Source organism: Labrenzia sp. 5N, assembly GCF_012395805.1.
GTDB lineage: Bacteria > Pseudomonadota > Alphaproteobacteria > Rhizobiales > Stappiaceae > Roseibium > Roseibium algicola.
Map to the genome: position 1 here is coordinate 151,416 of NZ_JAAZTM010000020.1, position 24,104 is coordinate 175,519.

Annotated in this window: 28 protein-coding genes; 20 read left to right on the forward strand and 8 right to left on the reverse strand. The window is 56.9% G+C overall.

Annotated features, from left to right (window positions below):
* The first annotated feature begins 97 nt into the window (after nucleotides 1–97).
* The 14 genes from HEP89_RS21255 to HEP89_RS21320 all read left to right on the forward strand — a co-directional run bounded on the left by HEP89_RS21255 (nucleotide 98) and on the right by HEP89_RS21320 (nucleotide 11,053).
* Nucleotides 98–1,372 carry a flagellar hook protein FlgE gene (locus HEP89_RS21255; protein WP_022998510.1) on the forward strand — a complete coding sequence of 425 codons (1,275 nt, stop codon included), beginning with the start codon at nucleotides 98–100 and terminating at the stop codon, nucleotides 1,370–1,372.
* Between the two features lie 33 nt (nucleotides 1,373–1,405).
* A complete protein-coding gene (flgK, locus tag HEP89_RS21260) occupies nucleotides 1,406–2,896 on the forward strand; it encodes a flagellar hook-associated protein FlgK (RefSeq protein ID WP_168692989.1) in 1,491 nt (496 codons plus the stop codon).
* A gap of 5 nt (nucleotides 2,897–2,901) precedes the next feature.
* On the forward strand, nucleotides 2,902–3,948 hold the full coding sequence (locus HEP89_RS21265) for a flagellar hook-associated family protein (RefSeq protein WP_022998512.1): 1,047 nt from the start codon (nucleotides 2,902–2,904) through the stop codon (nucleotides 3,946–3,948).
* A gap of 51 nt (nucleotides 3,949–3,999) precedes the next feature.
* On the forward strand, nucleotides 4,000–4,350 hold the full coding sequence (flaF, locus tag HEP89_RS21270) for a flagellar biosynthesis regulator FlaF (RefSeq protein ID WP_022998513.1): 351 nt from the start codon (nucleotides 4,000–4,002) through the stop codon (nucleotides 4,348–4,350).
* 4 nt (nucleotides 4,351–4,354) lie between these two features.
* Entirely contained in the window at nucleotides 4,355–4,828 is a 474-nt protein-coding gene (flbT, locus tag HEP89_RS21275) for a flagellar biosynthesis repressor FlbT (protein ID WP_022998514.1), read from the forward strand.
* 11 nt (nucleotides 4,829–4,839) lie between these two features.
* On the forward strand, nucleotides 4,840–5,235 hold the full coding sequence (gene flgD, locus HEP89_RS21280) for a flagellar hook assembly protein FlgD (protein ID WP_022998515.1): 396 nt from the start codon (nucleotides 4,840–4,842) through the stop codon (nucleotides 5,233–5,235).
* Nucleotides 5,236–5,249: 14 nt separating this feature from the next.
* Complete coding sequence (gene fliQ / locus HEP89_RS21285; protein WP_022998516.1) at nucleotides 5,250–5,516, forward strand: flagellar biosynthesis protein FliQ; 267 nt, start codon at nucleotides 5,250–5,252, stop codon at nucleotides 5,514–5,516.
* Nucleotides 5,517–5,901: 385 nt separating this feature from the next.
* Complete coding sequence (gene flhA, locus HEP89_RS21290; RefSeq protein ID WP_022998517.1) at nucleotides 5,902–7,992, forward strand: flagellar biosynthesis protein FlhA; 2,091 nt, start codon at nucleotides 5,902–5,904, stop codon at nucleotides 7,990–7,992.
* Complete coding sequence (gene fliR, locus HEP89_RS21295; RefSeq protein ID WP_077292795.1) at nucleotides 7,989–8,765, forward strand: flagellar biosynthesis protein FliR; 777 nt, start codon at nucleotides 7,989–7,991, stop codon at nucleotides 8,763–8,765. Before flhA ends, fliR begins: the two co-directional genes overlap by 4 nt.
* 30 nt (nucleotides 8,766–8,795) lie before the next feature.
* Entirely contained in the window at nucleotides 8,796–9,176 is a 381-nt protein-coding gene (locus HEP89_RS21300) for a hypothetical protein (protein WP_055656561.1), read from the forward strand.
* A 179-nt stretch (nucleotides 9,177–9,355) separates the two neighbouring features.
* Nucleotides 9,356–9,778, forward strand: a complete 423-nt coding sequence (locus HEP89_RS21305; protein WP_031268441.1) for a rod-binding protein — start codon at nucleotides 9,356–9,358, stop codon at nucleotides 9,776–9,778.
* Nucleotides 9,778–10,206: a hypothetical protein gene (locus tag HEP89_RS21310; protein ID WP_022998521.1), complete on the forward strand. Its 429-nt coding sequence runs from the start codon at nucleotides 9,778–9,780 to the stop codon at nucleotides 10,204–10,206. Before HEP89_RS21305 ends, HEP89_RS21310 begins: the two co-directional genes overlap by 1 nt.
* Nucleotides 10,203–10,658 carry a hypothetical protein gene (locus HEP89_RS21315; RefSeq protein WP_055654441.1) on the forward strand — a complete coding sequence of 152 codons (456 nt, stop codon included), beginning with the start codon at nucleotides 10,203–10,205 and terminating at the stop codon, nucleotides 10,656–10,658. Before HEP89_RS21310 ends, HEP89_RS21315 begins: the two co-directional genes overlap by 4 nt.
* Before the next feature lie 200 nt (nucleotides 10,659–10,858).
* Complete coding sequence (locus HEP89_RS21320) at nucleotides 10,859–11,053, forward strand: hypothetical protein (protein ID WP_077292796.1); 195 nt, start codon at nucleotides 10,859–10,861, stop codon at nucleotides 11,051–11,053.
* A gap of 67 nt (nucleotides 11,054–11,120) precedes the next feature.
* On the opposite strand, the gene HEP89_RS21325 is transcribed toward HEP89_RS21320, so the two are convergent.
* From HEP89_RS21325 to motA, 8 genes are all read right to left on the reverse strand, one after another.
* The gene (locus tag HEP89_RS21325; RefSeq protein WP_077292797.1) at nucleotides 11,121–11,378 is read right to left on the reverse strand and encodes a hypothetical protein; all 258 of its coding nucleotides are present in this window, start codon (nucleotides 11,376–11,378) and stop codon (nucleotides 11,121–11,123) included.
* 229 nt (nucleotides 11,379–11,607) lie between these two features.
* Nucleotides 11,608–12,054 (reverse strand): hypothetical protein, encoded by a 447-nt coding sequence (locus HEP89_RS21330; protein WP_022998525.1) that lies wholly within the window; start codon nucleotides 12,052–12,054, stop codon nucleotides 11,608–11,610.
* Between the two features lie 25 nt (nucleotides 12,055–12,079).
* Nucleotides 12,080–13,153 (reverse strand): flagellar biosynthesis protein FlhB, encoded by a 1,074-nt coding sequence (gene flhB / locus HEP89_RS21335; RefSeq protein WP_022998526.1) that lies wholly within the window; start codon nucleotides 13,151–13,153, stop codon nucleotides 12,080–12,082.
* A 52-nt stretch (nucleotides 13,154–13,205) separates the two neighbouring features.
* Nucleotides 13,206–14,270 carry a flagellar motor switch protein FliG gene (locus HEP89_RS21340; protein WP_022998527.1) on the reverse strand — a complete coding sequence of 355 codons (1,065 nt, stop codon included), beginning with the start codon at nucleotides 14,268–14,270 and terminating at the stop codon, nucleotides 13,206–13,208.
* Nucleotides 14,271–14,339: 69 nt separating this feature from the next.
* A complete protein-coding gene (gene fliN, locus HEP89_RS21345) occupies nucleotides 14,340–14,732 on the reverse strand; it encodes a flagellar motor switch protein FliN (RefSeq protein ID WP_022998528.1) in 393 nt (130 codons plus the stop codon).
* Nucleotides 14,732–15,301 carry a hypothetical protein gene (locus HEP89_RS21350; protein WP_077292798.1) on the reverse strand — a complete coding sequence of 190 codons (570 nt, stop codon included), beginning with the start codon at nucleotides 15,299–15,301 and terminating at the stop codon, nucleotides 14,732–14,734. The genes fliN and HEP89_RS21350 overlap by 1 nt, the downstream gene beginning before the upstream one ends.
* Nucleotides 15,282–16,241 (reverse strand): FliM/FliN family flagellar motor switch protein, encoded by a 960-nt coding sequence (locus tag HEP89_RS21355; RefSeq protein WP_022998530.1) that lies wholly within the window; start codon nucleotides 16,239–16,241, stop codon nucleotides 15,282–15,284. The genes HEP89_RS21350 and HEP89_RS21355 overlap by 20 nt, the downstream gene beginning before the upstream one ends.
* A 3-nt stretch (nucleotides 16,242–16,244) precedes the next feature.
* A complete protein-coding gene (motA, locus tag HEP89_RS21360; RefSeq protein ID WP_022998531.1) occupies nucleotides 16,245–17,141 on the reverse strand; it encodes a flagellar motor stator protein MotA in 897 nt (298 codons plus the stop codon).
* Nucleotides 17,142–17,326: 185 nt separating this feature from the next.
* On the opposite strand from motA, the gene HEP89_RS21365 reads away from it, so the two are divergent.
* The 6 genes from HEP89_RS21365 (at nucleotide 17,327) to HEP89_RS21390 (ending at nucleotide 24,102) form a co-directional block, all read left to right on the forward strand.
* Nucleotides 17,327–18,115 carry a DUF1217 domain-containing protein gene (locus HEP89_RS21365; protein WP_022998532.1) on the forward strand — a complete coding sequence of 263 codons (789 nt, stop codon included), beginning with the start codon at nucleotides 17,327–17,329 and terminating at the stop codon, nucleotides 18,113–18,115.
* Nucleotides 18,116–18,118: 3 nt separating this feature from the next.
* Entirely contained in the window at nucleotides 18,119–18,850 is a 732-nt protein-coding gene (gene flgF / locus HEP89_RS21370; RefSeq protein WP_022998533.1) for a flagellar basal-body rod protein FlgF, read from the forward strand.
* Nucleotides 18,847–19,638, forward strand: a complete 792-nt coding sequence (locus HEP89_RS21375; RefSeq protein ID WP_168692990.1) for a hypothetical protein — start codon at nucleotides 18,847–18,849, stop codon at nucleotides 19,636–19,638. Before flgF ends, HEP89_RS21375 begins: the two co-directional genes overlap by 4 nt.
* Nucleotides 19,607–20,953: a FliI/YscN family ATPase gene (locus HEP89_RS21380; RefSeq protein ID WP_077292800.1), complete on the forward strand. Its 1,347-nt coding sequence runs from the start codon at nucleotides 19,607–19,609 to the stop codon at nucleotides 20,951–20,953. The genes HEP89_RS21375 and HEP89_RS21380 overlap by 32 nt, the downstream gene beginning before the upstream one ends.
* 328 nt (nucleotides 20,954–21,281) lie before the next feature.
* Nucleotides 21,282–22,058, forward strand: a complete 777-nt coding sequence (locus HEP89_RS21385) for a winged helix-turn-helix domain-containing protein (RefSeq protein ID WP_022998536.1) — start codon at nucleotides 21,282–21,284, stop codon at nucleotides 22,056–22,058.
* A 442-nt stretch (nucleotides 22,059–22,500) separates the two neighbouring features.
* The gene (locus tag HEP89_RS21390; RefSeq protein ID WP_208984173.1) at nucleotides 22,501–24,102 is read left to right on the forward strand and encodes a HAMP domain-containing sensor histidine kinase; all 1,602 of its coding nucleotides are present in this window, start codon (nucleotides 22,501–22,503) and stop codon (nucleotides 24,100–24,102) included.
* Nucleotides 24,103–24,104: the final 2 nt, after the last annotated feature.

A 24,104-nucleotide genomic window follows, 5' to 3' on the forward strand; every position in this document is an offset into this window, starting at 1 on the left:
TATCTGAATGGAAAGAATAATTATTTTCTCGCAACAGCTTCGCGCAAGTTAGGTCGGTTTGACTGTCTCCAGTTGATTTGGACACAGGAGACCTGTCATGGGCCTTTTCGGAGTTATGCGAACCGGCGTTTCCGGCATGAACGCACAGTCGAGCAAGCTCGGCACAGTTGCCGAAAACATTATGAACTCGAGCACGACAGGCTATAAGCGCGCCCAGTCGGAATTTTCCTCACTGGTTGTTTCGCAAGGGGCTGGCTCGTTCAACTCCGGCGGCGTCGAGGCGCACACCCAGTACCAGGTTTCCAAGCAGGGAAACATCAGCTTCACCACGTCGAAGCTTGATCTTGCGGTGGATGGCAACGGCTTCTTCGTTGTCGGCAACGAGGCGGGTGAAAGCTTTCTGACCCGCGCCGGTCACTTCGTTCCGGATGGAGATGGCTATCTCCTGAATACGGCCGGCTATTATCTCCAGGGCTATCCGATCACGGGCAACACCGCGCCAACAACCGTTGCCAACGGTCTTGGTGGTCTGGAGCGGATCAACATCACCCAGAACCAGCTGGAAGCCACTCCCACCAGCGAAGCGTTCCTGCGCGTGAACGTGAGTGAAGACGCGGCGATTGTACCGGCGGCGGATTTGCCCTCCGCCAACGCAGCAACCGCGAGCTATTCCCACAAGACGTCCATGATCGTGTACGACAACCTCGGCAACGAGGTGAAACTGGATGTCTATTACTCCAAGGTCACGGAAACGGCTGCAGACAGTGATTGGGAAGTCTCGATCTACAACGCGGCAGATGCCGCACCCGGTGGCGGGTTTCCCTATACTGCTCCGGCACTGAATACCCAGACGCTGACCTTCGACGTCACCACAGGCAATCTCACCGGTGCCAGTGCGACCGCAATCAATATCGCGGTTCCCAATGGTGGCACCTTCGACCTGGATCTTGATCAGTCGACCTACCTGAATGCCGATTTCACGGTCACCAACGTTGATGCGGACGGGAACGCACCGAGTGCGGTGAAGAACGTCGAATTCTCTGACGACGGCACTCTGTTTGCCATCTACACCAACGGTGACCGCCGGGCGATCTACAAGATCCCGCTGGCGGATGTACCGAGCCCTGACAGGCTCTCCAACAAATCCGGCAACGTCTACAGCACGTCCTTCGATTCCGGTGATGTCCGGGTCGGTTTCGCGGGCGAGGGCGGCCTTGGCAGCATCAAGGTTGGTGGCCTTGAGGACTCCAACGTCGACCTCGGCAACGAGCTCACCTCGATGATCGAATCCCAGCGCACCTACACGGCCAATTCCCAGGTGTTCAAGGCCGGTTCCGACCTGCTCGAGCAGCTCGTCAACCTGGTCCGCTAACACGGCTCACCCGCCAATCGGAAAGTTATTGTCATGAGTTTGTCTGTAGCCCTCAAAGTCGCCCAGTCCGCGCTGGCCGCAAGGCAGACAGAATCCTCCGTGGTTTCGCGAAACATCGCCGGGGCTCAAGACCCCTGCTACTCGCGCAAATCCGTTCTGTTGAGCCAGACCTACACCGACACCGGTCAGGCCGGCGGCCTCAAGGTCGACGGTATCGGCCGGGTGACGGACAGCGCGCTGTATTCGTCGCTCCTGTCCTCCACCTCCACTGGATCCTCCCAGGAAGCGGTCCTGGCGGGTCTTACCCGTCTCGCTGAAACCACAGGCGATACCCAGAACCACATGTCCGCTGCGGCAAAACTCGGTGCGCTGAAGCTGTCGCTTCAAAACTATGCTTCCGATCCCAGCAACGCGATCCAGGCGCAGGACGTTCTGCAGGCCTCCAAGGACATGGTGCAAACGCTCCAGTCCGGAACGGCACTGGTGCAGGATGTGCGCACCAACGCGGATGCGGACATGGCGACCTCCGTGCGTGAGATCAACACGCTGTTGAAACAACTCGAAGATCTCAACTCGGTTATCGTGCGGGGAACGCAATCGGGGGCTGATGTCACCGATGCCCACGACAGCCGCGACCAGGTTCTGCTCAAGCTGTCCGAGGAAATCGGCATTACCACGCTGAACCGCAGCAATGGCGATATTGTGGTCTACACGGACAGCGGCGTGACGCTGTTTGAAACCAAGGCCAGAGCGGTCACCTTCGAGCCGACCATTGTTTATGGTGCTGCTACCACGGGTAACTCCGTGATGGTGGACGGCGTTCCCGTTGCGGGACCGGGCGCACTCATGGAGATCAAGTCCGGCAGGCTGCAAGGTCTTGCTGAACTGCGCGACGAAGTCGCGGTGACCTACCAGAGCCAGCTCGACGAAATCGCGCGTGGTTTGATCGAAGCCTTCGCCGAAAGCGATCAGAGTGGTGGCGGCAATCCGGATCAGGCTGGCCTGTTCACGTGGTCTGGTGCACCGGCGGTGCCGGCATCCGGCACCCATATCACCGGGCTTGCTGCGGAAATCGTCGTCAATGCCAACGCCGATCCGGATCAGGGCGGCGACCTGGACAGGTTGCGCGATGGCGGCATCTCCGACCCGTTCGATCCCAATTACAACTACAACCCGTCCGGTGCTGCCGGGTTCTCCGACCGTCTGCAGGAACTGGTTTCCGCCTTTGACAAGGACACCGTTTTCGACAGCGGCGTGGAACTCGATCCGACCGACACGTTGTCCGGCTTTGCCGCTTCATCCGTCAGCTGGCTGGAAGCCGGTCGAAAGACCATGACGAGCAATGTCGAGGTGCAGACCGTCATTCTCAGTCGGACGGCTGAAAACCTCAACAACAAGACAGGCGTCAACATCGACGAAGAAATGACGCTGCTACTGGAAATCGAGCGATCCTACTCAGCGGCGACACGGCTCATCAGCGCCGTCGACGGCATGCTGGAAGACCTTCTGGCCGCGGCGAGGTAACAGTTATGAAAACCACCTATATCTCCACGATCACACTCGCCGATGCGTCTCGCCGGCAGATCCAGAACCAGTCCAGCCTCGTGCAGAAGCTCAGCATCGAGCTGTCCTCCGGCCGCAAATACGACGTCGGCCTGGATCTTGGGACCAAGACCGGCGAAAGCGTGTCGCTTCGGTCCGAGTTTCATTTTCTCAATGGCATCATGGATACCAACGCGCTCACCGCGTCGCGGCTCGATGTCAGCCAGGCGGCAATGGGCGACATACTGACGGATGCGCAGGACTTTCTGGCGACCCTTGTGGCCCTGCGTGAGAACAACGGCAGTTCGGACATCGTCAAGGCGGATGCCGTCGGCAATCTGGAGCTTCTGACGTCCCGTCTGAACACCCAGCTCAACGGCAATTTCGTCTTTGCCGGCATCAATACGGACCAGGAACCCTTCGCGGATTATTCCGATCCGACGTCTCCGAACAAATTGGCCGCCGATGCAGCGTTCATGACCGAGTTCGGGATGGCCCAATCCAACCCGGGCGTTTCGGGCATCACACCTGCGGCAATGTCCACTTATCTAAACGGTGCCTTCGAGACGATGTTCCAGAACCCAGCCTGGGGCACGTCCTGGTCGAGTGCGTCCAGCAACGTGATGGTCAGCCGTATTTCGGCGAGTGAAACGGTGTCCAGTTCCGTCAGCGCAAACGAGCAGGCCTTCAGAGACCTGGCCGCGGCCTACACGATGATGTCCGACCTCGGTAACGAAGACCTTGATCCCGAAACCTGGAAGGTGGTGGTCAACAAGGCCATCGAGAAGCTCGGCACCGGTATCGCCGACGTCACCAGCCAGATGGGCAAGCTCGGCAATGTGCAGGAGCAGGTCAAGCTGGCGAGTGAACGGTTGAAGGTTCAAACCGACATCCTGAACCGGCGCATCAACGACCTTGAAAACGTCAATCTGGAGGAAACGTCGGTGCGTCTCAACACGGCTCTGACACAGCTTGAGACCACCTATGCGGTCACGGCCCGCATGCAGGGTCTGAGCATTCTCAACTACCTGTGATCGTGGCCGAATGTCTGATTTTTCGTATCAAACCCAACCTTGAGAGGGCCCATGTACAATCTGTCTTACGCTGAGGTTATGGACGATCTTTGCTCTGACCAGCGGCTCAACGAACATGAGGCAATGTCGATCGTTATCGGCAAGCTCAACGTCGCCCAGGAGCGCGGCGTCAAGTCTCCCGAAGCCGTCGACGCGCTGTTCTACACACGGCGCCTGTGGAGCTACTTCCTGGAACACCTGGCGGACGACGCCAACGAACTGCCGATCGAAACGAGAGCCAATCTGATCTCTGTCGGCATCTGGGTCCTGAAAGAGGTCGAATCCTTGCGCCAGTGGGAGCAGGAGGACTTCTCCGACATCATCCAGATCAATTCCATCATCCGCGACAGCCTGGACGGTTAAACTCATGAAAATCGGTTTGAAAGCGGGCGAACGCCTGTTCATCAACGGTGCGGTGATCCGGGCCGAACGGAAAACCAACATCGAACTGCTGAATGATGCCGTATTCCTGCTGGAAGCCCATGTGCTTCAGCCAGAAGAGGCGACGACGCCGCTTCGCCAGCTCTACTTCATTCTCCAGACCATGATCATCGATCCGGCAGCCGCTGGTGCGGTTCAGGACATGTTCCATCTCGTGCTTGGTTCCGTGAAGTCGGCGTTCTCGAACAAGGAGGTGCTGATGCATCTCGACAAGGTTGAGGAGCTGGCAAAAACGGATCGGTGGTTCGAGGCAATGAAGGTTGTGCGTGCGCTCTATCCGCTGGAGGCAAGCCTGATGCTGGCCGAAAAGAACCGGCGCGCGCAGGAAACCCGGCAGACCGCCCCCCGGCCGGCGCCAAGAGAAAATTTTCAGTATGGCCCCAGGTTGGCCGTTGTTTAAGGAGTGATTAGATGACCAGTGTTGAAGGCGTCAGCGCCACCCAGGGTGCTGCCTCGACTGCATCCGCTCAGAAGCAGCTGACTGTCGACTACGACACCTTCCTGCATCTGATGATGGCTCAGATGCAGAATCAGGATCCGACCAATCCCATGGACGCGTCAGAACAGCTCGCGCAGCTCGCAAGCTTCAGCCAAGTTGAGCAGTCTATTCAGACGAACGCCAAGCTGGAAACGCTTCTGACCAATCTTTCGTTCGGTCAGGTAGATGATCTGATCGGGCGGACCGTGACCGACGCCAACGGCACGACGGGTGTCGTGGAAAAGGTTGAAGTCTATTCCGACGGCACCGTGCTCGCGCTCGACAATGGTCAGGGTGTTCTGCTTGGACCGGGTGTAACCATTTCCTGAGCGGATGGAATGACATGAATGAAGTTGATGCCCTGGACCTGGTCCGGACTGCAATCTGGACGATCCTCGTCGGATCTGCCCCCGCGATCGTACCGGCGATGATTGTCGGTATCGGAATTGCATTGCTGCAGGCCCTGACCCAGGTTCAGGAAATCACTCTTACCTTCATTCCGAAGATCGTGGCGATCCTGGTCATGATCGTGGTCGCCGGACCTTTCATCGGCGGCCAGATCTACTCGTTGACGACCCTGATCTACAATCGGATCGAAACGGGGTTCTAGCGACGGTCTGCAGGACTATTCTTGCATGGTTTCAGGTGCCGTCGTGGTCCTGAATTTATTTGTCGTCCAGCTTTGCAGCGAAAGCTGTAAGCCGGGATCAGGTCCTTTGCGTTGTCGGCGAAACCTTTCACCTTGGCACATGTCGCTAATGGATCCAGGCCTTTGCCGCGATGACAAGGTAGATGCGTTTCTCGCATCCATTTCTCCTTGAACCACGACTTGCTTCAAGTGCGAAGGCCGCTCCCTTCAGAGCCTGGAGCGACCATCGTCGGTCAGAACGCTCACCCTTTCCCGAACTTCCCTCCTGAAATCCTTCTTCAAAAAAGCCTCGCGCAAGCTTCAAGGGCGAGGTTGCCAGGTATCAGACCTGCAGCAGAGAGAAGGCATGACAGACACCTCCCTTTCGCCGACTGCCGGCAATGCGCCGGACAGCCGCCGCGACGTCGGCTTTGCCATAGGCATCGTCCTAATCCTGGCCGTTCTTTTTCTGCCAATCCCGACATTCCTGATCGATATCGGCCTGGCCATGTCGATCGCGCTGTCGGTCTTGATCCTGATGGTCTCGCTCTGGATCCAGCGTCCGCTCGATTTCTCGTCTTTCCCGACGATCCTGCTGATCGCCACCATGCTGCGGCTGTCGCTCAATATCTCGACAACGCGCATGATCCTTGCCAACGGCCACGAGGGGCTGAATGCGGCAGGCTATGTGATCAACGGCTTTTCGCAATTCGTGATGAGCGGTGACTTTGTCATCGGTCTGATTGTTTTTGCGATCCTGGTCATCGTCAACTTCATGGTCATCACCAAGGGCGCAACCCGTATTGCGGAAGTTGGTGCACGCTTCACTCTGGACGCGATCCCGGGCAAGCAGATGGCGATCGATGCGGATCTTTCCGCAGGCCTTATCGATGACAAGGAAGCACAGCGTCGGCGCAAGGAACTGGAAGAGGAAAGCTCCTTTTTCGGCGCGATGGATGGTGCCTCCAAATTCGTTCGCGGCGACGCGATTGCCGGCCTTATCATTACGGCTGTGAACATCCTTGGCGGCATCGTCATTGGTGTGACCCGCTATGACATGACGGTTTCCAACGCGGCAGACGTTTTCACCAAGCTCTCCGTCGGCGATGGCCTCGTCTCCCAGATCCCGGCACTGATCGTTTCGCTGGCGGCTGGTCTGCTGGTGTCCAAGGGCGGCACCAGAGGATCGACCGACAAGGCTGTTCTCGGCCAGCTTGGCGGCTATCCGCGTGCCCTGTTCGTCGCAGCTATCCTGATGGCCATCTTCGCGTTGATGCCTGGTCTGCCCATGTTGCCGTTCCTGCTGCTGGCGATCCTGATGGGCTTTATCGGTTATGCCATTCCGAGGCGTTTGGCAGCGGCGAAAAAGGTCGAGGACGACAAGATACGCGCAGCTGAGGAACAGGCAAAGCTTGAGGAAAAGGACTCCGTCAAGGAAACCCTCAAGTCGGCTGAGGTCGAACTGGTGCTTGGCAAGCAGCTTTCCGCCGAGCTGCTGACGCGAACCGGTGAACTGTCTCGCCGCGTTGCCAAGATGCGCCGGAAGTTTGCCGAGCAGTATGGTTTTGTCGTGCCCGATATTCGGGTCACCGACAGTCTGACGCTTGATCCGAAGAGCTACCAGATCAAGATCCACGGCACCATCATTGCCTCGCAGCATCTGAAAGTGGGTGAACTGCTGGTCATTCCGAACAATGACGAGGCACTGCCGGTACCGGCTGACCAGACGCGTGAGCCTGCATTCGGGATGCCAGCCTACTGGGTGCCGCCTGCGTACAAGGACGAACTCAAGCGCCGCGGCATGACGCCGGCCGAGAACATCACGGTCATCCTCACGCATCTGAGCGAAGTGATCCGCAACAACCTGCCGCAGCTCTTGTCCTACAAGGATATGCGCAAGCTGTTCGACAGGCTGGACCCGGAGTACCAGAAGCTTCTCGACGATATCTGTCCGGCGCACACGTCTTTCTCCGGTCTGCAAGCGGTGCTCAAGCTTTTGCTGGCCGAACGGGTTTCGATCCGGAATCTCAACCTGATCCTGGAAGCCGTTGCCGAGATCGTTCCACACGTCCGCAGATCGGAGCAGGTGGTGGAGCACGTTCGAATGCGCATCGCCCAGCAGATTTGCGGCGACCTTGCAGAAGGCGGCCCTCTGAAAGTGCTGCGTCTCGGAAACCGATGGGATCTAGCCTTCCACAATGCCCTGAAACGGGACGGGAAGGGCGACGTCATCGAGTTCGACATCGAGCCGCAACTGGTGGAGGAATTCGGCACGCAAATGTCCGACGCGGTCAAGAAACACATGAAGGACGGCAGCCGCTTCGCGGTGGTAGCGGCACCTGATGCCCGGCCATACGTACGCATGATCGTGGAGCGCATGTTCCCGACCTTGCCGGTCCTGTCGCATCTTGAAATCGCACGCGGAGTGGATGTTTCCGCGCTCGGAAGCGTCTCGTGATTTCCGGCGGCCTCTTTTTCAGCACCTTCAGCTCCTCGCTGCTTCTGGCGGTCTTCCTGTTGTTCTGCCGGATAGGAGCGTGCCTGATGGTGATACCGGGGTTCGGTAGCAACCGTGTGCCGGTGCATGTTCGCCTGTTCATCGCGCTTTCCGTCGCGTTGGCCTTGTCGCCCCTGTTGGCGCCAGGCGTACAGGCGTCCCTGCCGGATGAGCAGCTCGGCACTGTTGCCGGCTTTATCGGGGCGGAGTTGCTGACCGGAGCCTTCATCGGTTTTCTGGGACGCATCTTTCTGGCGGCCCTGGAGACGCTGACGACGCTGGTGTCCATGGCAATCGGCCTGTCGAACATGCCGGGCATGCCGATCGATGGCGTGGATTCCCTGCCGCCTGTCGCAAACCTTTTCACGGTGACGGCAACGGCGATGGTGTTCATCACCAACCAGCATTGGGAAATCCTGCGCGGGCTGGCTGCCTCCTATGAAGCGATCCCGGTCGGGCAGCCGCTGGCGGCCGTAACAGGCCTGGAGCAGTTCGCCGAGCAGTTGGGCCGAACCTTCATCCTGGCATTGCGGGTGTGCAGCCCGTTCATCGTCTACACGGTTGTTGTGAACTTTGCCGTCGGCCTCGTCAACAAGCTGACACCGCAGATCCCGGTCTACTTCATCTCCATGCCGTTCGTGATCGCGGGCGGTCTCTACTTTCTTTATCTCGTCATCGCGGAGGCCATCATGATCTTCCTCGACGGCTACTTCACTTGGCTCCAGATAGGTTAGGCAAACCTGACCGTGAAAGGTTCCTGTTCCATGGCAAGAAAAAGTCAGGATATTGAACGTTTGTTCCGGATGCAGAAGCAGATTTTCCTGTTTTCATCCTGGCTACTTCAGAAGCTTGACGCTCAGGTCTATCAGCTGAACGAAAAGGAAAGACGCATTCTGCTGGCCCTTTCGAATGGCGACCTGGCACAGCACGACAGGTTCATCGCCAACGCTGCCGAGCGGCTGAGACGCATCATCGAGGAGATGTCACGGCTCAGCGAAGCGCGCGCAAAGGTGAACTCCGAATATGATCGCCAGCGGTTGATGCTGAAACTCATGGCTGAACGTCTCGCCAGGATGCGTGGGGAGGAACAGCGTGCTGAAGAAGAACGGGACCTGATGGATCTGCTCGACCGCAGATACGGGTGAAAGCCACTTGGCGTGAACGGGGCATATTCGTCGCCGTCCAGCAAGAAGACGCAAGCCTCCCGCAAGCTGCGCAGGCTATTCCTGAGGATGCAAACAAGGTTCGGTTCAAGTGTATTGCTTGCCTTGCCCTGTCGCCTGCCGGGCCTTGTTTGCACCTTATGTTTTTCGAGGAGCCCAGCATGGCGATTTCGCCTCCTTCAGATCTGATCCTGGATGTGTCCAAGGCTGCCGATCCGGTGAACCTTGCTGACGCCACGAACCGTCTCAGGTCCATTTCCGCTGGTGGTTCGGGAGATGGCTTTGCACTTGCCTATGCCGGTGCGACGAACCGGGCAGGAGCCACTGAAGGCAGTTTTCGAACCGCCAATTACGAAGGACCGTCCCAAAAGTCTCCTGCGGAGAAATTCGAGGCGATGATCCTCAGCCAGTTCGTCGAAACAATGCTTCCGGATGACTCCGAAGCGGTCTTCGGGTCCGGAACCGCTGGGGAAATCTGGAAATCGATGCTTGCCGAACAGGTCGCAAACCAGCTTGCCGCCAGTGGCGGTGTCGGTATCGCCGGCCTGATTTCAGATACGCTTGAAAAGGGAGTTAAAGCCTGATGGACGCTGCCAACGATGTTGACTTTCAGGACGTTGCCGTGACCGATCTTGCACTTCAGGAATTCACCCCCGATCCGGTGCGATCCATGCCGCTGGTTGTCGCCGTTCGCCGAGCAATCGGCGCTGTGCGCGAGGAAACCCGAGCGCTTCGTGCAAACCCGACAGCGGACCTGAAGATCTTCGAATACGGCAAGAGCCAGGCTTTGCTTGACCTGTCCAGGGCTCGGACACTCGTGCCGCCGGCGTTCTATTCTGAAGAGCTGCGCGAAGACATCGCCGAATTCAAGGAAGTGCTCGATGAGAATGTCGGCCTGTTGCAACTGCATATGAATGCGGTGACGGAAGTTGTCGGCATGATGTCCAGAACCATGATCGACTATGAATCCGACGGCACGTACCAGGCACCGTTTCCGGAGAGGGCTCGATGATCAAGACCATCGTTGCCGGCCTCTGGATGTCTGCCACCATGCTGGCGTCCGGTTACGGCACCACGCAGTATCTGGCAGCCCAGAAAAGGGTCGGCGACGATGAGCCGGCGTTTGTAGGGCTGGATTATGAGACAGTGAACCCGGTCAACGTGCCGATCCTGTTTGATGGCACGCTGCAGGGATATGTGGTGATCAAGATGGTCTTTACAGCGGATGGCGATACATTGCGCCGCCTGCCTGTACCGCCACACCCTTTCCTGGTGGATGAAGCCTTCCGGGTACTCTATTCGGATGAAACCCTCGATTTCCGTAGCCTGGAACGTTACGACCTGGAGGCTTTCACCGAACGTCTCAAGAAAACCACCAACGCGCGTCTCGGCCGGCCCGTGGTGCACGACGTCCTGGTGGAGGAATTCAACTATTTCGACAAGGAAGACGTGATCACGCACTAGCCGCTGATCCTTGTCTTGTACTGAAAAACTTCTTCTGCCGCCTCCCAGGCAATTGACGCCCAGTTTCGGCTGGGCGTCTTTTTTTGATCCTCACCGCGGCCTGTTTTGTGCTTGATGGAACAGGACTATTCGGAAAACCTACGGAATAGACCGAGCGCAGAGTGCGCGACTTTGCCTGGTACGGTTTGGAGGATAGGCCCATGAAGACGATACCGGTATCGAGCAGTAGTGGCTCAATCGATCTGACTTCCGATGATATCCAGGTTTTGGAAAACGCAGTTGAAATCCTGCTTTATTCCGATGTTGAAGACGGTGAGCAGGCGAGGGAAATGCGGCTAACCGGAAAAAGCCTGCACGAAATCATGGAGCGCTTGTCGACGCTTCTGGGAGAGTGAATTTGAGCGATAGCAGGTCAATATAAATTCGTTGTGCTTGTTTCGCGGCATTTAGCGAATGCCGATTTCAGCCATCAGTATCGAAAATCGTGTCGATCGCCTGGAAGATGGTCTTGTAGACACCGATTTCGTCTTTGGCGAAATCTCCGTGTGGCACCGCTCTTTTTGCTTCGGCAATCAAGTCGGCCTTGATGGCTGCCAGATCCACTTGCGTACCCATCGGCCGATTTGAGAGCTCCACGTGCAGGCGTTTGGCGATCCCGGCATAGGCGACGATTGCAGTCACCATGTGGGCGGGATCCTCCGGGATCTGGATTTTCTTCATACGCGCCGTTTCTCTGGTTTCAGTTGCAGGTAGTTTCAAGGTCCGGAAGACTCGAAACGCGCGGCAGGGCCAACAGCATATGGTGCTAGGCTGGCAGAATAGAAGCAAGTTGGCGAATTTCGGTAAGTTGCCGATGCATCAGGCGAAATAGCGGGCCGGCACATCGTTCGCATCTGTGCGGACGAGCTGCCTGACAAACCGGAAATTATTTGGGATGCCTGAAACGCAACTACCGCAACCGGGCGTCCTTCAGGGCCTCGAGTAGCAGTTCCGTTTCTTTCGCTTTGTTGCCACCGGCGTCCGGCACCTCGACATAGGAAACGTTGACTGCATTGTCCGGCCAGGCGAGGACGGCGGTAAAATAGATCCAGACACCCTTGTTGAAGAATTCCAGATCCAGGGAAATGCGCGGGGTGGTTTCCCACTCGACATCTGCCTGTGCGGCCATGGAATAGCGCAAGGAGCCTTCCTTGAAGAAGAGCTCGGCCGATGTCTTGATCAATTCATCGATATTGCCGTGCTGGTCTGTTCGTATGTAGGCGACGAAGTCGACCACATCGACCAGTTTCAGATCTTCGATAAATTCGGTCAGAGCAGAGGCAATTGCTTCCTGGCGCTGCCGGTCGCATTCCAGTGGCGACGGTTTCGTGCCGTTGCCTTCAGGCATATCGTGCATTCCCCGGACCTCCAAATACATTAAATTATACAGCAGTTTTGGTCTGGCGTGAGTACACGTAGCAAATGATTTCCGCAACTGCTCTGTAGAATTCCGGCGGGATCATCCTTTCAACTTCTGTAGCAGCGTAGAGAGACCGTGCAAGTTGCCGGTCCTCGATCACGGGAATATTGTTCGCCTCGGCGATCTCCCTGATCTTCAGCGCAATCAGATCCTGCCCTTTAGCTACAACAACCGGGGCAGGGTTTTGGTCCCCGTCGTAGCGCAAGGCAACGGCGAAGTGTGTCGGATTGGCAACAATCAGGGTTGCTTGCGGCACGGCTGACATCATGCGGTTTCGTGCCCGGTCGCGTGCGAGCGAGCGTTGCCGGGCCTTGACGATCGGGTCGCCTTCCATCTGCTTGTGCTCGTCCTTGATCTCCTGCTTGCTCATGCGCAGGTTCTTGCGCCAGTGCGAGCGGGACCAGAGAATGTCGACTGTAACCAGTAGAATGGTTACGATGCAGACGCCGGCGATCAGCTTCATCGATATCTGAAGGATCGCTTCGGGAAGTGCGCTTGGATCTGTGAACATGGCGTTGATCAGTTCCGCTTCATTCGCCCGGAACTGGCCATAGACGATGGCACTGACCGTGGAGAACTTGAAGACTGCCTTGAGGAACTCCACAAGGCCTTGGGCTCCGAATATGCGGCTCCAGCCCTTCGCCAGCGAGAGCTTGGAGGCATCCGGCTTGATGCGGTGAAAAACGATGCTGGGCGTGTTCTGCAAAAAAGCGGACGCAAGACCGGACACGGCAAGCAGTGCGACAATCGGGGCGAGGAAGACCATGACCTCGATCGACACCGCATGGGAGAGCAGCAATGCGTCGGCGCTGTTTCCAAGATCCACTCCTCCCGAAAGGTCCAGAAGATGCGTCAGCGTTTGCACGAGCTGACTCGATGCCGATGTAACAACGAAACTGCCGATCAAGAGCGTCGCGATAAATGTTGCCAGAACGGGGGCTTCCCGTGAGACCGGGGTGTTGCCCTTTTCTATGGCATCGCTGATCTTTTTCTCGGTCGGTTCCTCTGTTTTTGAATCCTTGTCTTCTTCCGACATCCAGCCACCCGGTGTTCAGGCTCAGATCACGTCGAACCGCTTGCAAAGACGATCACGCAAAGAATGCGCCTTCGTCCTGCTTCGGATTCAGCTCGATTTCACCACGCGACGCCATTTCCAGCGCAAGGTTGGTGATCGCGCTGCGGGCATCCAGAACGTCGCGCTGAGCGGCCGGTTCGCCGGCTGCAAGTTCGTGTTCGGCGATACGACGTGCGCGCGATGTCAGAGATGACAGGATCACTTCCCGGAACTGGGCATTGGTTCCCTTCAGTGCCAGCACGATCCTGTCCGTCGGGATCTGATCGAAAATCGCCATGCGGGTCCGGGCGTTGAGATTGGTGATGTCGTCGAAGGTGAAGAGCAGACCCTTCAGAAGTTCTGCGGTTTTCGGTTTCACCTCGTTCAGGTTCTCCAGAGCGTCTTCCATGTGCTCGCGGTCCATCTTGTTGAGAATGTCCGCCATTCGAGCATGGGAGTCTGCTTCCAGGGTGCCCGACAGGTTGAGCATGAAATCCTCATGCATGGTCTTTTCGACGTCGCGCATGATTTCCGGTACAACCGCCTTGATCGACAGCATGCGCCGGACAAGAGAGTTGCGCGTCTGGTTATTGATCTGGCCGAGAACCTTTGCTGCTGCACTCGGCTTTATCTTTGTCAGGATCAGCGCTGCGGTTTGCGGGTGTTCCTTCAGGAGATAGTTTGCGAACACCGTTTCGGAAACCGTGGTCAACCGGTCCCAGATGGACCGGTTGGAGTTGCCGAGCACGTCCGACATGATGTCTGCAAGCTGATCGTCCGGCAGGACACCTTCCAGCATTTTCTCCACTTCGTTGGCCGAACCATAAAGCGTCGTGCCATGAGAGAACTGCTCGATGAATTCCTCGGCCAGGCGATCAAGTTCTTCCGATGCCACCGTTCCGAGCTGAGCTGCGGAGACGGTGATCATCCGGATTTCTTCCTGATCGAAATGCCGGAGCAGTTTCTGCGAACTCGTCTTGCCCAGCGACAGCAGCAGAGCGGCCACGCGCTGTGTACCGTTCATTCGGCGGGCAGGCGGAGCAGGCGGCTTGGCCAGGTTTGCAGCGGTTGCTGCGGCGGCGTTGGCGGAATTCATCATTTTGTCACTTCAATCCTAAGGAGACAGCCTTGGGCAAACCGGAGAATGTGAGGCCGGAGAAATTCGACCTCAGATATCCATACCGCCGGCCTGGGCGCTCATGATCTCCGTCAGCGAAACGCCGAAGCGCGAGTTGTCGTCTTCCACAACCACCACTTCTCCGCGGGCGATGACACGGCCGTTGACCACGATGTCGATCGGTTCGCCGACACGATGATTGAGCGGAATGACCGCGCCGCGACCGAGTTTAAGGAGGTTGGAAACCAGCATGGTCGCAGATCCGAGAACCACCTGGATGTTCACGGGAATGCCGAGAATGGTGTCGAGATTTCGGTCGTCACCGATGGTATCGCCATTCTGGTTCTTTTCCGGCGATTCCACCTTGGCGAAACTCGCGGCATCGGCCGGGCGGGTTTTCGGGCCTTTTTCAGCGTCGATGTGATCGATGATTGTTTCGGACATTACATCTTATCCTTCTGGTTCATGGAGACCGTGCGGAACGGGCTTTGCAGCGAATTGTCGATACGGTGGACGCGCGTGGGTGCCTGTTGATGGACCTGGCCGCGATGAATGGTCGTTTCCTTGCGCCCGCCGGAATGAACGGCACCAGCAGCGCCAGCTGCCTGCTCGCCTGCCGTGTCTTCGGCGAAGATGTCGATGTCGTCGCGAACAGGCGCAAAACGCTTCGGGTCATGCAGGACGGCGGTCGCCTTGGAGAGCTCTTTCAGCTCTGCGCGCAGCACGGACTGCTGGCGTTTTGCCTCACGGGTCAGACCGTCGATTTCCGCGATCAGCTCCCGAGCATCGTCCATCCGGTTGCCGAGCGCATTGAGGATCTGGGCACCCTTGACGTTGATCTCCTGGATCGAGACCTCGATGCCGTCGAGTGCGAGGGCGGTCTGATCGAAGATACGCTGGTAGTCATCGTGGTAGCTGCCCAGTCGGCGCAGCTCCCGGTGCATGGAAAGCATCCGGACCGTGGTCGCGACCAGCGCGAGCAGGAGAACGCCGTCAACGATTGCGGAGATCATCGAAAAGATCCTTTTCTTCCTCATGGATGAGCTCTTCGATCTGCAACGTGTAGGATCCGTTCAACTGTCCAAGCTGGCAGGTGAAGACGGGCTGGTCGTTGCAGGCGAGTGTGACCGGAGAGCGGGCTGTCGCCTGAAGTTCGATGACCTGTCCGACCCGGAGGTTTGCAAGGTCGCCGAGCGACATTTCACGTTCTTCGAGAATGGCTTCCAGCTTGACTTCGGTGCGCTGGATCTCGTTGTGGAAATGCTGTGTCCACTGTTTGTCGCGGCTCGACATCTCGCCGGACAGAACCTGGGAAAGGCGCTGCCGCAGCGGGTTAAGTGTCGAGTGCGGCATGACGATAAACACTTCGCCGCCGCGCCCGATTGCCTGTTGCAGCAGGCGGGCCACCACGGCCGGGTTGTTCCGCCGGCCAACCACCGCAAAGTCCATGCGGCTTTCGATGCGCTCGATCTTCAGCGTTGTTTCGGCAATCGGAGCAAAGCTCTCGGCAAGTGCCTTGGCGGCTACCTCGAACATGGTGCGCGCGATTCGCGTTTCGATGTTCGAGAAGGGGCGTTCATCGTCGATGGGAGGCTCGGTCCCGTCAGCACCGAAGAGGACATCCACCAGTGTGAAGATGAAGTCCCGGTCGAAGCCGACGAGTACACGGGCGTCCCATTCCGGAGAATAAAGTACGGCCACCAGCGCATTGGATTCGAACTCGTCGAGTACGTCGCCGATGCGGTTGTTTTCAACGTAGCTCACCGAAATGTAGGACGGTGAGGGGGACTTCTGGCGCATGGCGTCGGCCATCAGGCGGGCCATGCGGTCGAACACCACCGGAAGCATCGGCAGGCGGTCAACGGAAATTCCGGCGGCATCCAGCAGTCGGTCGGCGATCATCGCGCGTTCGGAGCTGGAAGCATTGGAGCTTGCGGTCGCTGCTTCGATCATGGCTTAGGCGGCTCCCTGCAGGTCCTGGACGTTATCGGCACCAGCGCCACCGGCACTCATCGTCTCGTTTTCAACTTCGTCGATGGTTGGACGGTCGTAGTCGGAGATGGTCTTGCGGCCATGCTCAAGGGCGATCTGCGGATCGGCGCCGTTCATGAAGGCAAGCAGGGTCTGCTTGACGACGATGTAGGTACGAAGGCGGGACTCGCGGACGTTGCGGATCTTGGAGGCGATCGGGCCGAACAGCGAGTAGGAGAAGAAGATGCCGACAAACGTGCCCACGAGTGCCGCGCCAATCAGGCTGCCTAGCAGCTGAGGAGACTGGTCGATTGCGCCCATGGCCTTGATGACACCGAGTACGGCCGCGATGATGCCGATGGCAGGCAATGCATCAGCGATGCTGCTCATGGCATGGTACGGCTTCATCTGGTCGCGGTGGATCGTGTGAAGTTCTTCGTCGACCAGCGCTTCGATTTCGTGAGCGCGGGCATTTCCGACGATGATCAGTCGGAAATAGTCGCAGATGAAGGTTGTCAGACTGGCATTGCGCAGAACCGACGGATACTTCTGGAAAATCGGAGAAGTATTCGGGTCTTCAATGTGCGGCTCGACCTGGTTGCGGCCCTTGGCGCGAAGCTCGCGCATCAGGCCGTAGAGAAGTGCCAGAACGTCGAGATATTCCCGCTTGTTGGGAACTGCGTTGCGCAACGCATCCGACACGGCAACCAGGGTTCCCCTGATTACCTTCATTGGATTGGCAACGACAAAAGCACCGATAGCGACGCCAAGAATAATGACGAGCTCCCACGGCTGCCAGAGGACGGAGACCTTGCCTCCGAGTGCGGCAAAGCCGCCTATAAGGGACGCGCCTGCTATGATCAGGCCGATAAGAATAGTCACCTAACAGCTCCCAACTGGTGTGGATTGCAACTCTGATTGGGAGGACGCTACTGGCCGAGACTTGCCTGAAGCTGACGCGCGAAAGCCTTTTGGAAATCATCACCGGTCGTCAGCCTGGCGTAAGGTTTGCGAGTGAGTGTTCCCCGAAAGCCTGCCCGCCATGGGCCCGCAATGGGGATAGAACCATGATCAATACATTGAGCCAGGTTCAGCTGGTCAGAACCAATATGGAACGCTCGCTGAAGACGGTCGCCGCGGACCCTATGGTCGAACGTCAGACCGAATATTATCGCGAGAACATCCGCAACATTAAGTCCATCGACGAATTCCTGGCTGATGATCGCATCTTCAACTACGCAATGACTGCCATGGGTCTGGAGGACATGATCTACGCGAAGGCGTTCATTCGGAAAGTGCTGGAAGAAGGCACGGACGAACGTGGCGCATTCGCCAATCAGTTGGCCGATACCAAGTACAAGAATTTTGCTGAAACCTTCAATTTCAAGCGGTATGGCGAAACGACGACTTCTTTTGCACGGACGCAGGACGCGATTGTACAGAAGTATCATCGGCAGACTCTGGAAGTGCGCGAGGGTGAACAAAACCAGGGTGTCCGTCTGGCACTCTATTTCGAACGCCGTGCGCCCGATATCACCAACGCGTACGATGTTCTGGCCGACCGCGCGCTTGCCGAGGCCGTTTATACTTCCCTTGGCCTGCCGCAAGAATTTGCGATGACCGACATCGACAAGCAGGCAGCCTACCTGGAAGAACGTCTGGATTTCAGCAAGTTCGGAGATGCGGACTACCTGGCGAAATTCCTCAACCGGTTCTCGGCACTCTATGACCTTTCCAACGGCCCGTCCGGCAACATGTCGCCAACACTTGCTCTTTATGGCAATGGCCGAGGGGTTATCCAGATGGGCGAGGGACTGTTGGCAAGCATCCAGAATTTCCGCCTCGGAGGCTTTTGATCCATGGAATCCGCTCTTTATGTTGCGCTGTCTGCGCAGGTTGCACTTTCGAACCGTCTGGAAACGGTTGCCAGAAACGTTGCCAACATGAACACAGCCGGCTACCGGGCAGACGAGGTCAAGTTCGCAGAGCTCGTCTCAAAGGCAGCTCAGGACAAGGTTAGTTTCTCCACCGGTGGCGAGAAATACATTTCCCGGCAGTACGGCAGTCTGAACAAGACCGACAATCCGCTTGATCTCGCAGTGGAAGGCGAAGCCTGGTTTGCAATCCGCGATGTCAACGGCAACTTGTCCTATACACGGGACGGGCGCTTGCAGATCGGCAATGACGGAACCTTGCGTACCTTGACCGGACAACAGATCCTGGGAGCAGGCGGGCAGCCGATTGCACTCGATCCGGATGCCGGGACACCCTTGATCACGCAGTCGGGCGAGATTTCCCAGGGTGACGTTGGAATTGTCGGCCAGGTCGGTTTGTTCCTGATCCCCGACGATGCCCAACTCACGCGTGCTGAAAACTCGGCGGTCATTCCTGACAAGCCGGTTATTCCCGTGCAGACCTATGACACAAACGGCGTTCGCCAGGGATATGTCGAAGGCTCGAATATCAATCCCGTCCGGGAAATGACCAAGATGATCATGATCTCGCGCGCCTTTGAGAGCGCGACGAAGATGATCGATACCAGTAATGAAAGCCAGGAGAAGGCCATTCGCGAACTGGGGGCAACCTCATGACGGCGGTGGATGCAACACAGGCGGTGGGCAAGCCGATGGACCTCAATGCTGTCATGGATGGTTCGCCCGTCAAGGCAGCGCGGCCCGGAGTTTCGCCCAAGGCTGAAAACTCTGCCTTCAGTTTCGGTGACTTCATCGACGTGATCAATCCCTTGCAGCATATTCCGGGGATTGCGGAACTCTATCGATCGGTAACGAACGACGAGATTTCCGACAACGCCCGCAAGGCCGGCAATGCTCTTTACGGCTTCGCACTCGGCGGGCCGGTCGGGCTGGGTGCCATGCTCGCCTATAACGAAGTCGGCGATCGCCTGAACAGCAGTCAAGAAAATGTCACGGCACAGCCCGTCGAAGTTGCGGAAGTGGCTCCTGCCGGCGAACCGGCGCCCACAAGCGATGTTCCTGTGCCAGTGCGCAAGCCTGGTGTTGAGCCAACTGCAACCGAAGCCGATAAGGCTGCTGGCACAGCCGTACTTGGTGAAACCGTGGCATCGGCTGGTCGCAAGGGCGCTCCGCCAACCGCTCTTGTCGATCTCATCAACAGCACTGGTGCGGCTCCCGGGCCGGTTGGGGAAACAATGACATCACCCGACAAGTCTTCTTCGGGTAATGCCTCATCCGTTTCCTATCTCGACATGCAAGATAGTGCCACGCCATCGGGGCCGGTAATGCCTGACCAGCAGGGCCTTGACCGTCTCGCTTCGCACAAATCCAACCATCTGCCTCTCGATGTCTTGAAAGCTCTTCAGGAACGCCATGCCGAACGCTCCGTATCTGAACGCACTTGATCAAATCTCCGCGTCTTTGGCGGCCCTGGAAACTGAGATCGGGCCCGTCAAACTCAGCGGACGTGTGACCCAGGTTTCTTCCGAATCCATTCGCGTCTCCGGTCTTTCCCGCGTGGTTTGCCTGGGCGATCTGGTGCAGTTCGAAGGGCGGGCCGGCACCCGGCAGGGCGAGATCATCCGGCTCGACCAGAAGGACGTGGTAATCAAGCCATTGGAGCGCGTGACCGACATTGGCATCGGCAGCGTTGCTTCGGTCATGGGCGGACTCGCCATTCATCCGGACATGAGCTGGCGCGGCCGGATCGTGAATGCGCTTGGTGAACCGATTGATGGGGCAGGGCCGCTTGCCCATGGTGTGGAAGCGTTTCTTCTTGACCGCGCACCGCCACCGGCGATGAACCGAAGCAAGATTTCCGAAGGGGTTCGAACCGGTGTGCGGGTGATCGATCTGTTCACACCACTGTGCGTCGGACAGCGTGTCGGCGTTTTTGCTGGTTCCGGCGTTGGCAAATCCACACTTCTTGGCATGCTGGCCGGGTTTGGGGACTTTGACACGGTTGTGGTCGGTCTCGTTGGCGAACGCGGCCGCGAAGTGCGCGAGTTCATTGATGACATCCTGGGCGAGACCTTGGCGCATTCCGTTGTTGTCGCCTCGACTGGCGATGAAAGCGCCATGCAGCGCCGGCTTGCCCCCAAGACGGCTATGAGCGTTGCCGAGTACTTTCGTGCGCAAGGTCACAAGGTGCTGCTCATTCTGGATTCCGCCACCCGATTTGCCCATGCCGCACGGGATGTGGCGCTGGCGGCTGGGGAACCTCCTGTCGCCCGCGGGTTTCCGCCAAGCGTCTTTGCTGATCTTGCCCGCCTCATCGAACGCGCCGGACCTGGAAGCAGCGGCGAGGGCTCAATCACAGGGATCTTTTCCGTTCTTGTTGACGGTGACGACCACAACGATCCGGTTTCCGATGCAATTCGTGGTCTTCTGGATGGGCACATCGTACTGGATCGTCAGATTGCCGAGGCCGGCCACTATCCGCCGGTCAGCGTATTGAAATCCACCTCGCGGCTTGCCGACCGGGCCTGGACACAGGATCAGCAGGAACTTATCCATCGGATCAAGGGGCTGATATCCTACTATGAAGATACAAAGGATCTCCGCCTGATGGGCGGTTTCCAGACTGCGGGCGACGAAAAACTGGAAAAGGCCTGCAGACTTGTGCCCAAGATTTACGAAGCGCTGAGACAGCGCGCAGACCAGGTGGCACCGTCCGATCCCTTTGCAGACCTGGCCCAGGCTTTAGCTGCCGATACGTAAACCATTTTCCACATCTCTAGTATAAATACGAAATTGCCGCCTTGTCTGGCGGCGATTTTTGTATATATCAGTGTTACATCTTATTAAGGATTGCGGAAAAACGCGGTCCCCGGCATTTTAATAAATTTTTCTCTCAGTTTATTGGTAATGTCCGTGATTTTTTATTTAGTTTTCTATGTGGATATAAGAACTTCCCCCACTATAAATTCTGAAATAGTTGTCGAGTTAGGGAAGAAACGTTGACCTTGTGAAGCTCCAAAATTACGGATTCAACATTGGTAAAATCCAAGGGGCTGATATGTTCATAATCGTAGACTCAAGAGAGATAGTGACCGCAGGCTATGCCTCGGCATTCGACCGGGAAGGCTATGCCTCCCTGGAACTTCATCCATCGGAACTTCTTGACTGGCTGGAAATCACCTGTGCCCAGGATCTGGGCTCGGTTGACGCCATCCTTCTGGGAGAGTGTGAAGAAAGATGCGGCTACGTTGCATCGATCCGCAGCCGGTGTCCGGAAGCCCAGATCGTGGCTCTGGAAGATACCGCCAACCTTGAGAGCACGCTCGACCTGTTTTCCGCAGGTATGGACGATGTTCTGAAGAAGCCGGTTCATGTTCGGGAAATCATTGCCCGCGTCGGAGCTTTCCGCCGCCGGATCACTTCCCGGAACAATTCAGCAGGCACCGGTGCCATCGAAGTCTTCTTCGACGGTCGCGATCCAGTCGTCGGTGGGGACGTCATGGAACTGCCGCGCCGGGAACGCCGCATTCTTGAATATCTCGTCAAGAACAAGGGACGGCGTGTCACCAAGACACAGATCTTCAATGCTGTTTACGGCGTCATGAACGACGGCGTGGATGAATGTGTCGTGGAAAGCCACATCTCCAAGCTGCGCAAGAAATTGCGGAAAAAGCTTGGCTACGATGCAATCGAGTCGACGCGCTACATCGGCTACATGCTGAAAGACGCCACGGCCACCAAGCAGAAGGTTGCAGACACCCGGCGTCAGGTTCAGGCCTCGCCAGCAACCGCACACGCTGTAGAGGTTCCGGTTGACACCCGCACCACCACCAACAAGCCGTTTTTGTCAGTGGTCAATGCCTAATCGGAATAAGCTCAGAATATGAAGACCTTGCAAGGAACAATAATTTGCAATGGCAACGATCGAGCGGACTGGTATGAAAGTTTTGCCGGAGACAATTGCATGATGCGATGCCGCTCTAATTCGTCGAATTCAGGTTTTTTGTAGATGCAAGACTATCTGTTTTGCTGTGGAAAGAAGGCTCTTTCAATTTACAATTGATTTTTATGGAAAATTTAGAAAACCTACCCAGAATATACGACACACTGACGCTCTAATCACATGATCTCCGCTGCGCGGCGCATTGATGGGGCGAGGGGCAATGTAGATGTGTCTGTGAATCAAGTATTGAAGAGACGGTCCGCAAAGGCGGTTCGGTTTTCGTCCTTGACTGGAAGCCATTTAAATCGGCGTTCTGCCGGAGTTTTATGAGCTGGAACGGACACCGTGATTTGAGGTGGGCGTCTTGACACTGAACGGCAGTACGTCGTTGCCATATACTCCCAAGGAGATGGGCCGTTCCAGCCTGTCCCGGACATTCATTCTCTATACGCTCGGTCTTTTCGCTGTTCTTGGCGTCATATTCATCGGCATTCTCACGAAGATCACGTGGGACGCCTCTCACGCACGCGCCATTCGTGTGACCGAGGCCTTCTTTCAGGCAACCAAACGCCCGTTTGAACGCGCCATCTGGACAGTCAATGCGGACGCGACCCTGCAGCTCATCCGCGGGTTGGAAAGTCTCGAAGTTGTCGAGAAAGTCTGGGTTGAAACACCGGACACAGGCAATTTCGGTGAACCTGTTACCGGGCCGCGCGCTGCCGAAGCTCTCAGTTATACACTCAATTCGCCCAGCACCATCCTGCACAAGGATGCAATCGGGCAGGTGTTCATTCTCATCGACCGCAACACGATTTCCTATGAAATCGTTTCGACTGTCGGGTTCATCGTCACCGCGATCATTGTCTATCTGCTGTTGCTCGCCATTGTGATCAGAACAGTCTTTCGCCGTCTGATCGGTCAGCCGCTTTCTGCAATCGTGGAGTATCTTTCCACGCCGCGCCTGATCGAAGATCCACCCAAGGCCGAACTGATGCCTGGCCGAGCGGACGAAATCGGTATTCTCGCCGCCAGTCTCCAGTCCATGGTTCAGCGCCGGCATCTGGATTTGCAGAAAATTCAAGAATACCAGACTAATCTCGAGGACTTGGTCGCCCACCGGACGGAGCAGCTTAAGTTGGTGCAGGAAGAGCTTATCCAGGCAGATAATCTGGCCGCGCTTGGCGCGCTGGTTGCCGGGGTTTCGCACGAGCTGAACACGCCTCTTGGAAACGCGTTGATGGCGGCCACGACCATCAAGGATTCAACCGGTTACTTGCGTACCGAACTTGAAGAGCAGAAACTGAGCAAGGAAGCTCTGGAAAACGAAGTCGAACGTATTTCCGATACCGCGCATATCATCGAGAAGACACTCGGCCGGGCCCGCGAGCTTGTAGGGAACTTTCGTCAGGTGGCTGTCGACAGGCAGAGCGAGAAGAAGCGGTCCTTCAATTTCGACCACATCATTCGTGAAACTCTTGCAACACTGCAGCCGACGCTCAAGAAAACGCCTTTCAAGGTCGAGCTTGATCTCCATGCGGACGAAATCATCGATAGCTATCCTGGCGCGGTCAGTCAGCTCGTCTCGAATTTTGTCGAAAACGCCATCAAGCACGGATACGAGGGGCGCAGCGAAGGTCTGATCAAGCTGTCTTCCCAGGTGGTTCACCCGAAGGACAAGAACCGAAACAATTCGAACGAACGCAAGATTATCTTCAAATGCCAGGATTTCGGTGTAGGCATTCCGGAGAAGAATCTGAAAAAAGTATTCGAGCCGTTCTTCACGACGAAGTTCGGCAAAGGAGGATCCGGTTTAGGGATGGCGATTTGTTACCAGCTGGTCACCGAAGCCCTGAACGGAACCATCTCGGTGTCTTCCAGCGTCGGGTCGGGAACCGAATTCATTATCGAATTCCCCGCCATGGCCGCTCAGGATACCAGGAAGCCTCTCGGACAGAAGGTGCATTGAGA

Excerpts from the sequence above, each read along its gene's own strand:
- flaF (WP_022998513.1), top strand. The coding sequence starts at position 4,000 with ATGTACAATCTGTCTTACGCTGAGGTTATGGACGATCTTTGCTCTGAC.
- HEP89_RS21305 (WP_031268441.1), top strand. The coding sequence starts at position 9,356 with ATGGCGATTTCGCCTCCTTCAGATCTGATCCTGGATGTGTCCAAGGCT.
- HEP89_RS21325 (WP_077292797.1), bottom strand. The coding sequence starts at position 11,378 with ATGAAGAAAATCCAGATCCCGGAGGATCCCGCCCACATGGTGACTGCA.
- flhB (WP_022998526.1), bottom strand. The coding sequence starts at position 13,153 with ATGTCGGAAGAAGACAAGGATTCAAAAACAGAGGAACCGACCGAGAAA.
- HEP89_RS21340 (WP_022998527.1), bottom strand. The coding sequence starts at position 14,270 with ATGATGAATTCCGCCAACGCCGCCGCAGCAACCGCTGCAAACCTGGCC.
- fliQ (WP_022998516.1), top strand. The coding sequence starts at position 5,250 with ATGAATGAAGTTGATGCCCTGGACCTGGTCCGGACTGCAATCTGGACG.
- fliN (WP_022998528.1), bottom strand. The coding sequence starts at position 14,732 with ATGTCCGAAACAATCATCGATCACATCGACGCTGAAAAAGGCCCGAAA.
- HEP89_RS21380 (WP_077292800.1), top strand. The coding sequence starts at position 19,607 with ATGCCGAACGCTCCGTATCTGAACGCACTTGATCAAATCTCCGCGTCT.
- HEP89_RS21350 (WP_077292798.1), bottom strand. The coding sequence starts at position 15,301 with ATGATCTCCGCAATCGTTGACGGCGTTCTCCTGCTCGCGCTGGTCGCG.
- flgK (WP_168692989.1), top strand. The coding sequence starts at position 1,406 with ATGAGTTTGTCTGTAGCCCTCAAAGTCGCCCAGTCCGCGCTGGCCGCA.
- HEP89_RS21255 (WP_022998510.1), top strand. The coding sequence starts at position 98 with ATGGGCCTTTTCGGAGTTATGCGAACCGGCGTTTCCGGCATGAACGCA.
- HEP89_RS21300 (WP_055656561.1), top strand. The coding sequence starts at position 8,796 with ATGGCAAGAAAAAGTCAGGATATTGAACGTTTGTTCCGGATGCAGAAG.
- HEP89_RS21365 (WP_022998532.1), top strand. The coding sequence starts at position 17,327 with ATGATCAATACATTGAGCCAGGTTCAGCTGGTCAGAACCAATATGGAA.
- flhA (WP_022998517.1), top strand. The coding sequence starts at position 5,902 with ATGACAGACACCTCCCTTTCGCCGACTGCCGGCAATGCGCCGGACAGC.
- HEP89_RS21310 (WP_022998521.1), top strand. The coding sequence starts at position 9,778 with ATGGACGCTGCCAACGATGTTGACTTTCAGGACGTTGCCGTGACCGAT.
- flgF (WP_022998533.1), top strand. The coding sequence starts at position 18,119 with ATGGAATCCGCTCTTTATGTTGCGCTGTCTGCGCAGGTTGCACTTTCG.
- HEP89_RS21265 (WP_022998512.1), top strand. The coding sequence starts at position 2,902 with ATGAAAACCACCTATATCTCCACGATCACACTCGCCGATGCGTCTCGC.
- HEP89_RS21315 (WP_055654441.1), top strand. The coding sequence starts at position 10,203 with ATGATCAAGACCATCGTTGCCGGCCTCTGGATGTCTGCCACCATGCTG.
- HEP89_RS21320 (WP_077292796.1), top strand. The coding sequence starts at position 10,859 with ATGAAGACGATACCGGTATCGAGCAGTAGTGGCTCAATCGATCTGACT.
- flbT (WP_022998514.1), top strand. The coding sequence starts at position 4,355 with ATGAAAATCGGTTTGAAAGCGGGCGAACGCCTGTTCATCAACGGTGCG.
- HEP89_RS21375 (WP_168692990.1), top strand. The coding sequence starts at position 18,847 with ATGACGGCGGTGGATGCAACACAGGCGGTGGGCAAGCCGATGGACCTC.
- flgD (WP_022998515.1), top strand. The coding sequence starts at position 4,840 with ATGACCAGTGTTGAAGGCGTCAGCGCCACCCAGGGTGCTGCCTCGACT.
- HEP89_RS21330 (WP_022998525.1), bottom strand. The coding sequence starts at position 12,054 with ATGCACGATATGCCTGAAGGCAACGGCACGAAACCGTCGCCACTGGAA.
- HEP89_RS21355 (WP_022998530.1), bottom strand. The coding sequence starts at position 16,241 with ATGATCGAAGCAGCGACCGCAAGCTCCAATGCTTCCAGCTCCGAACGC.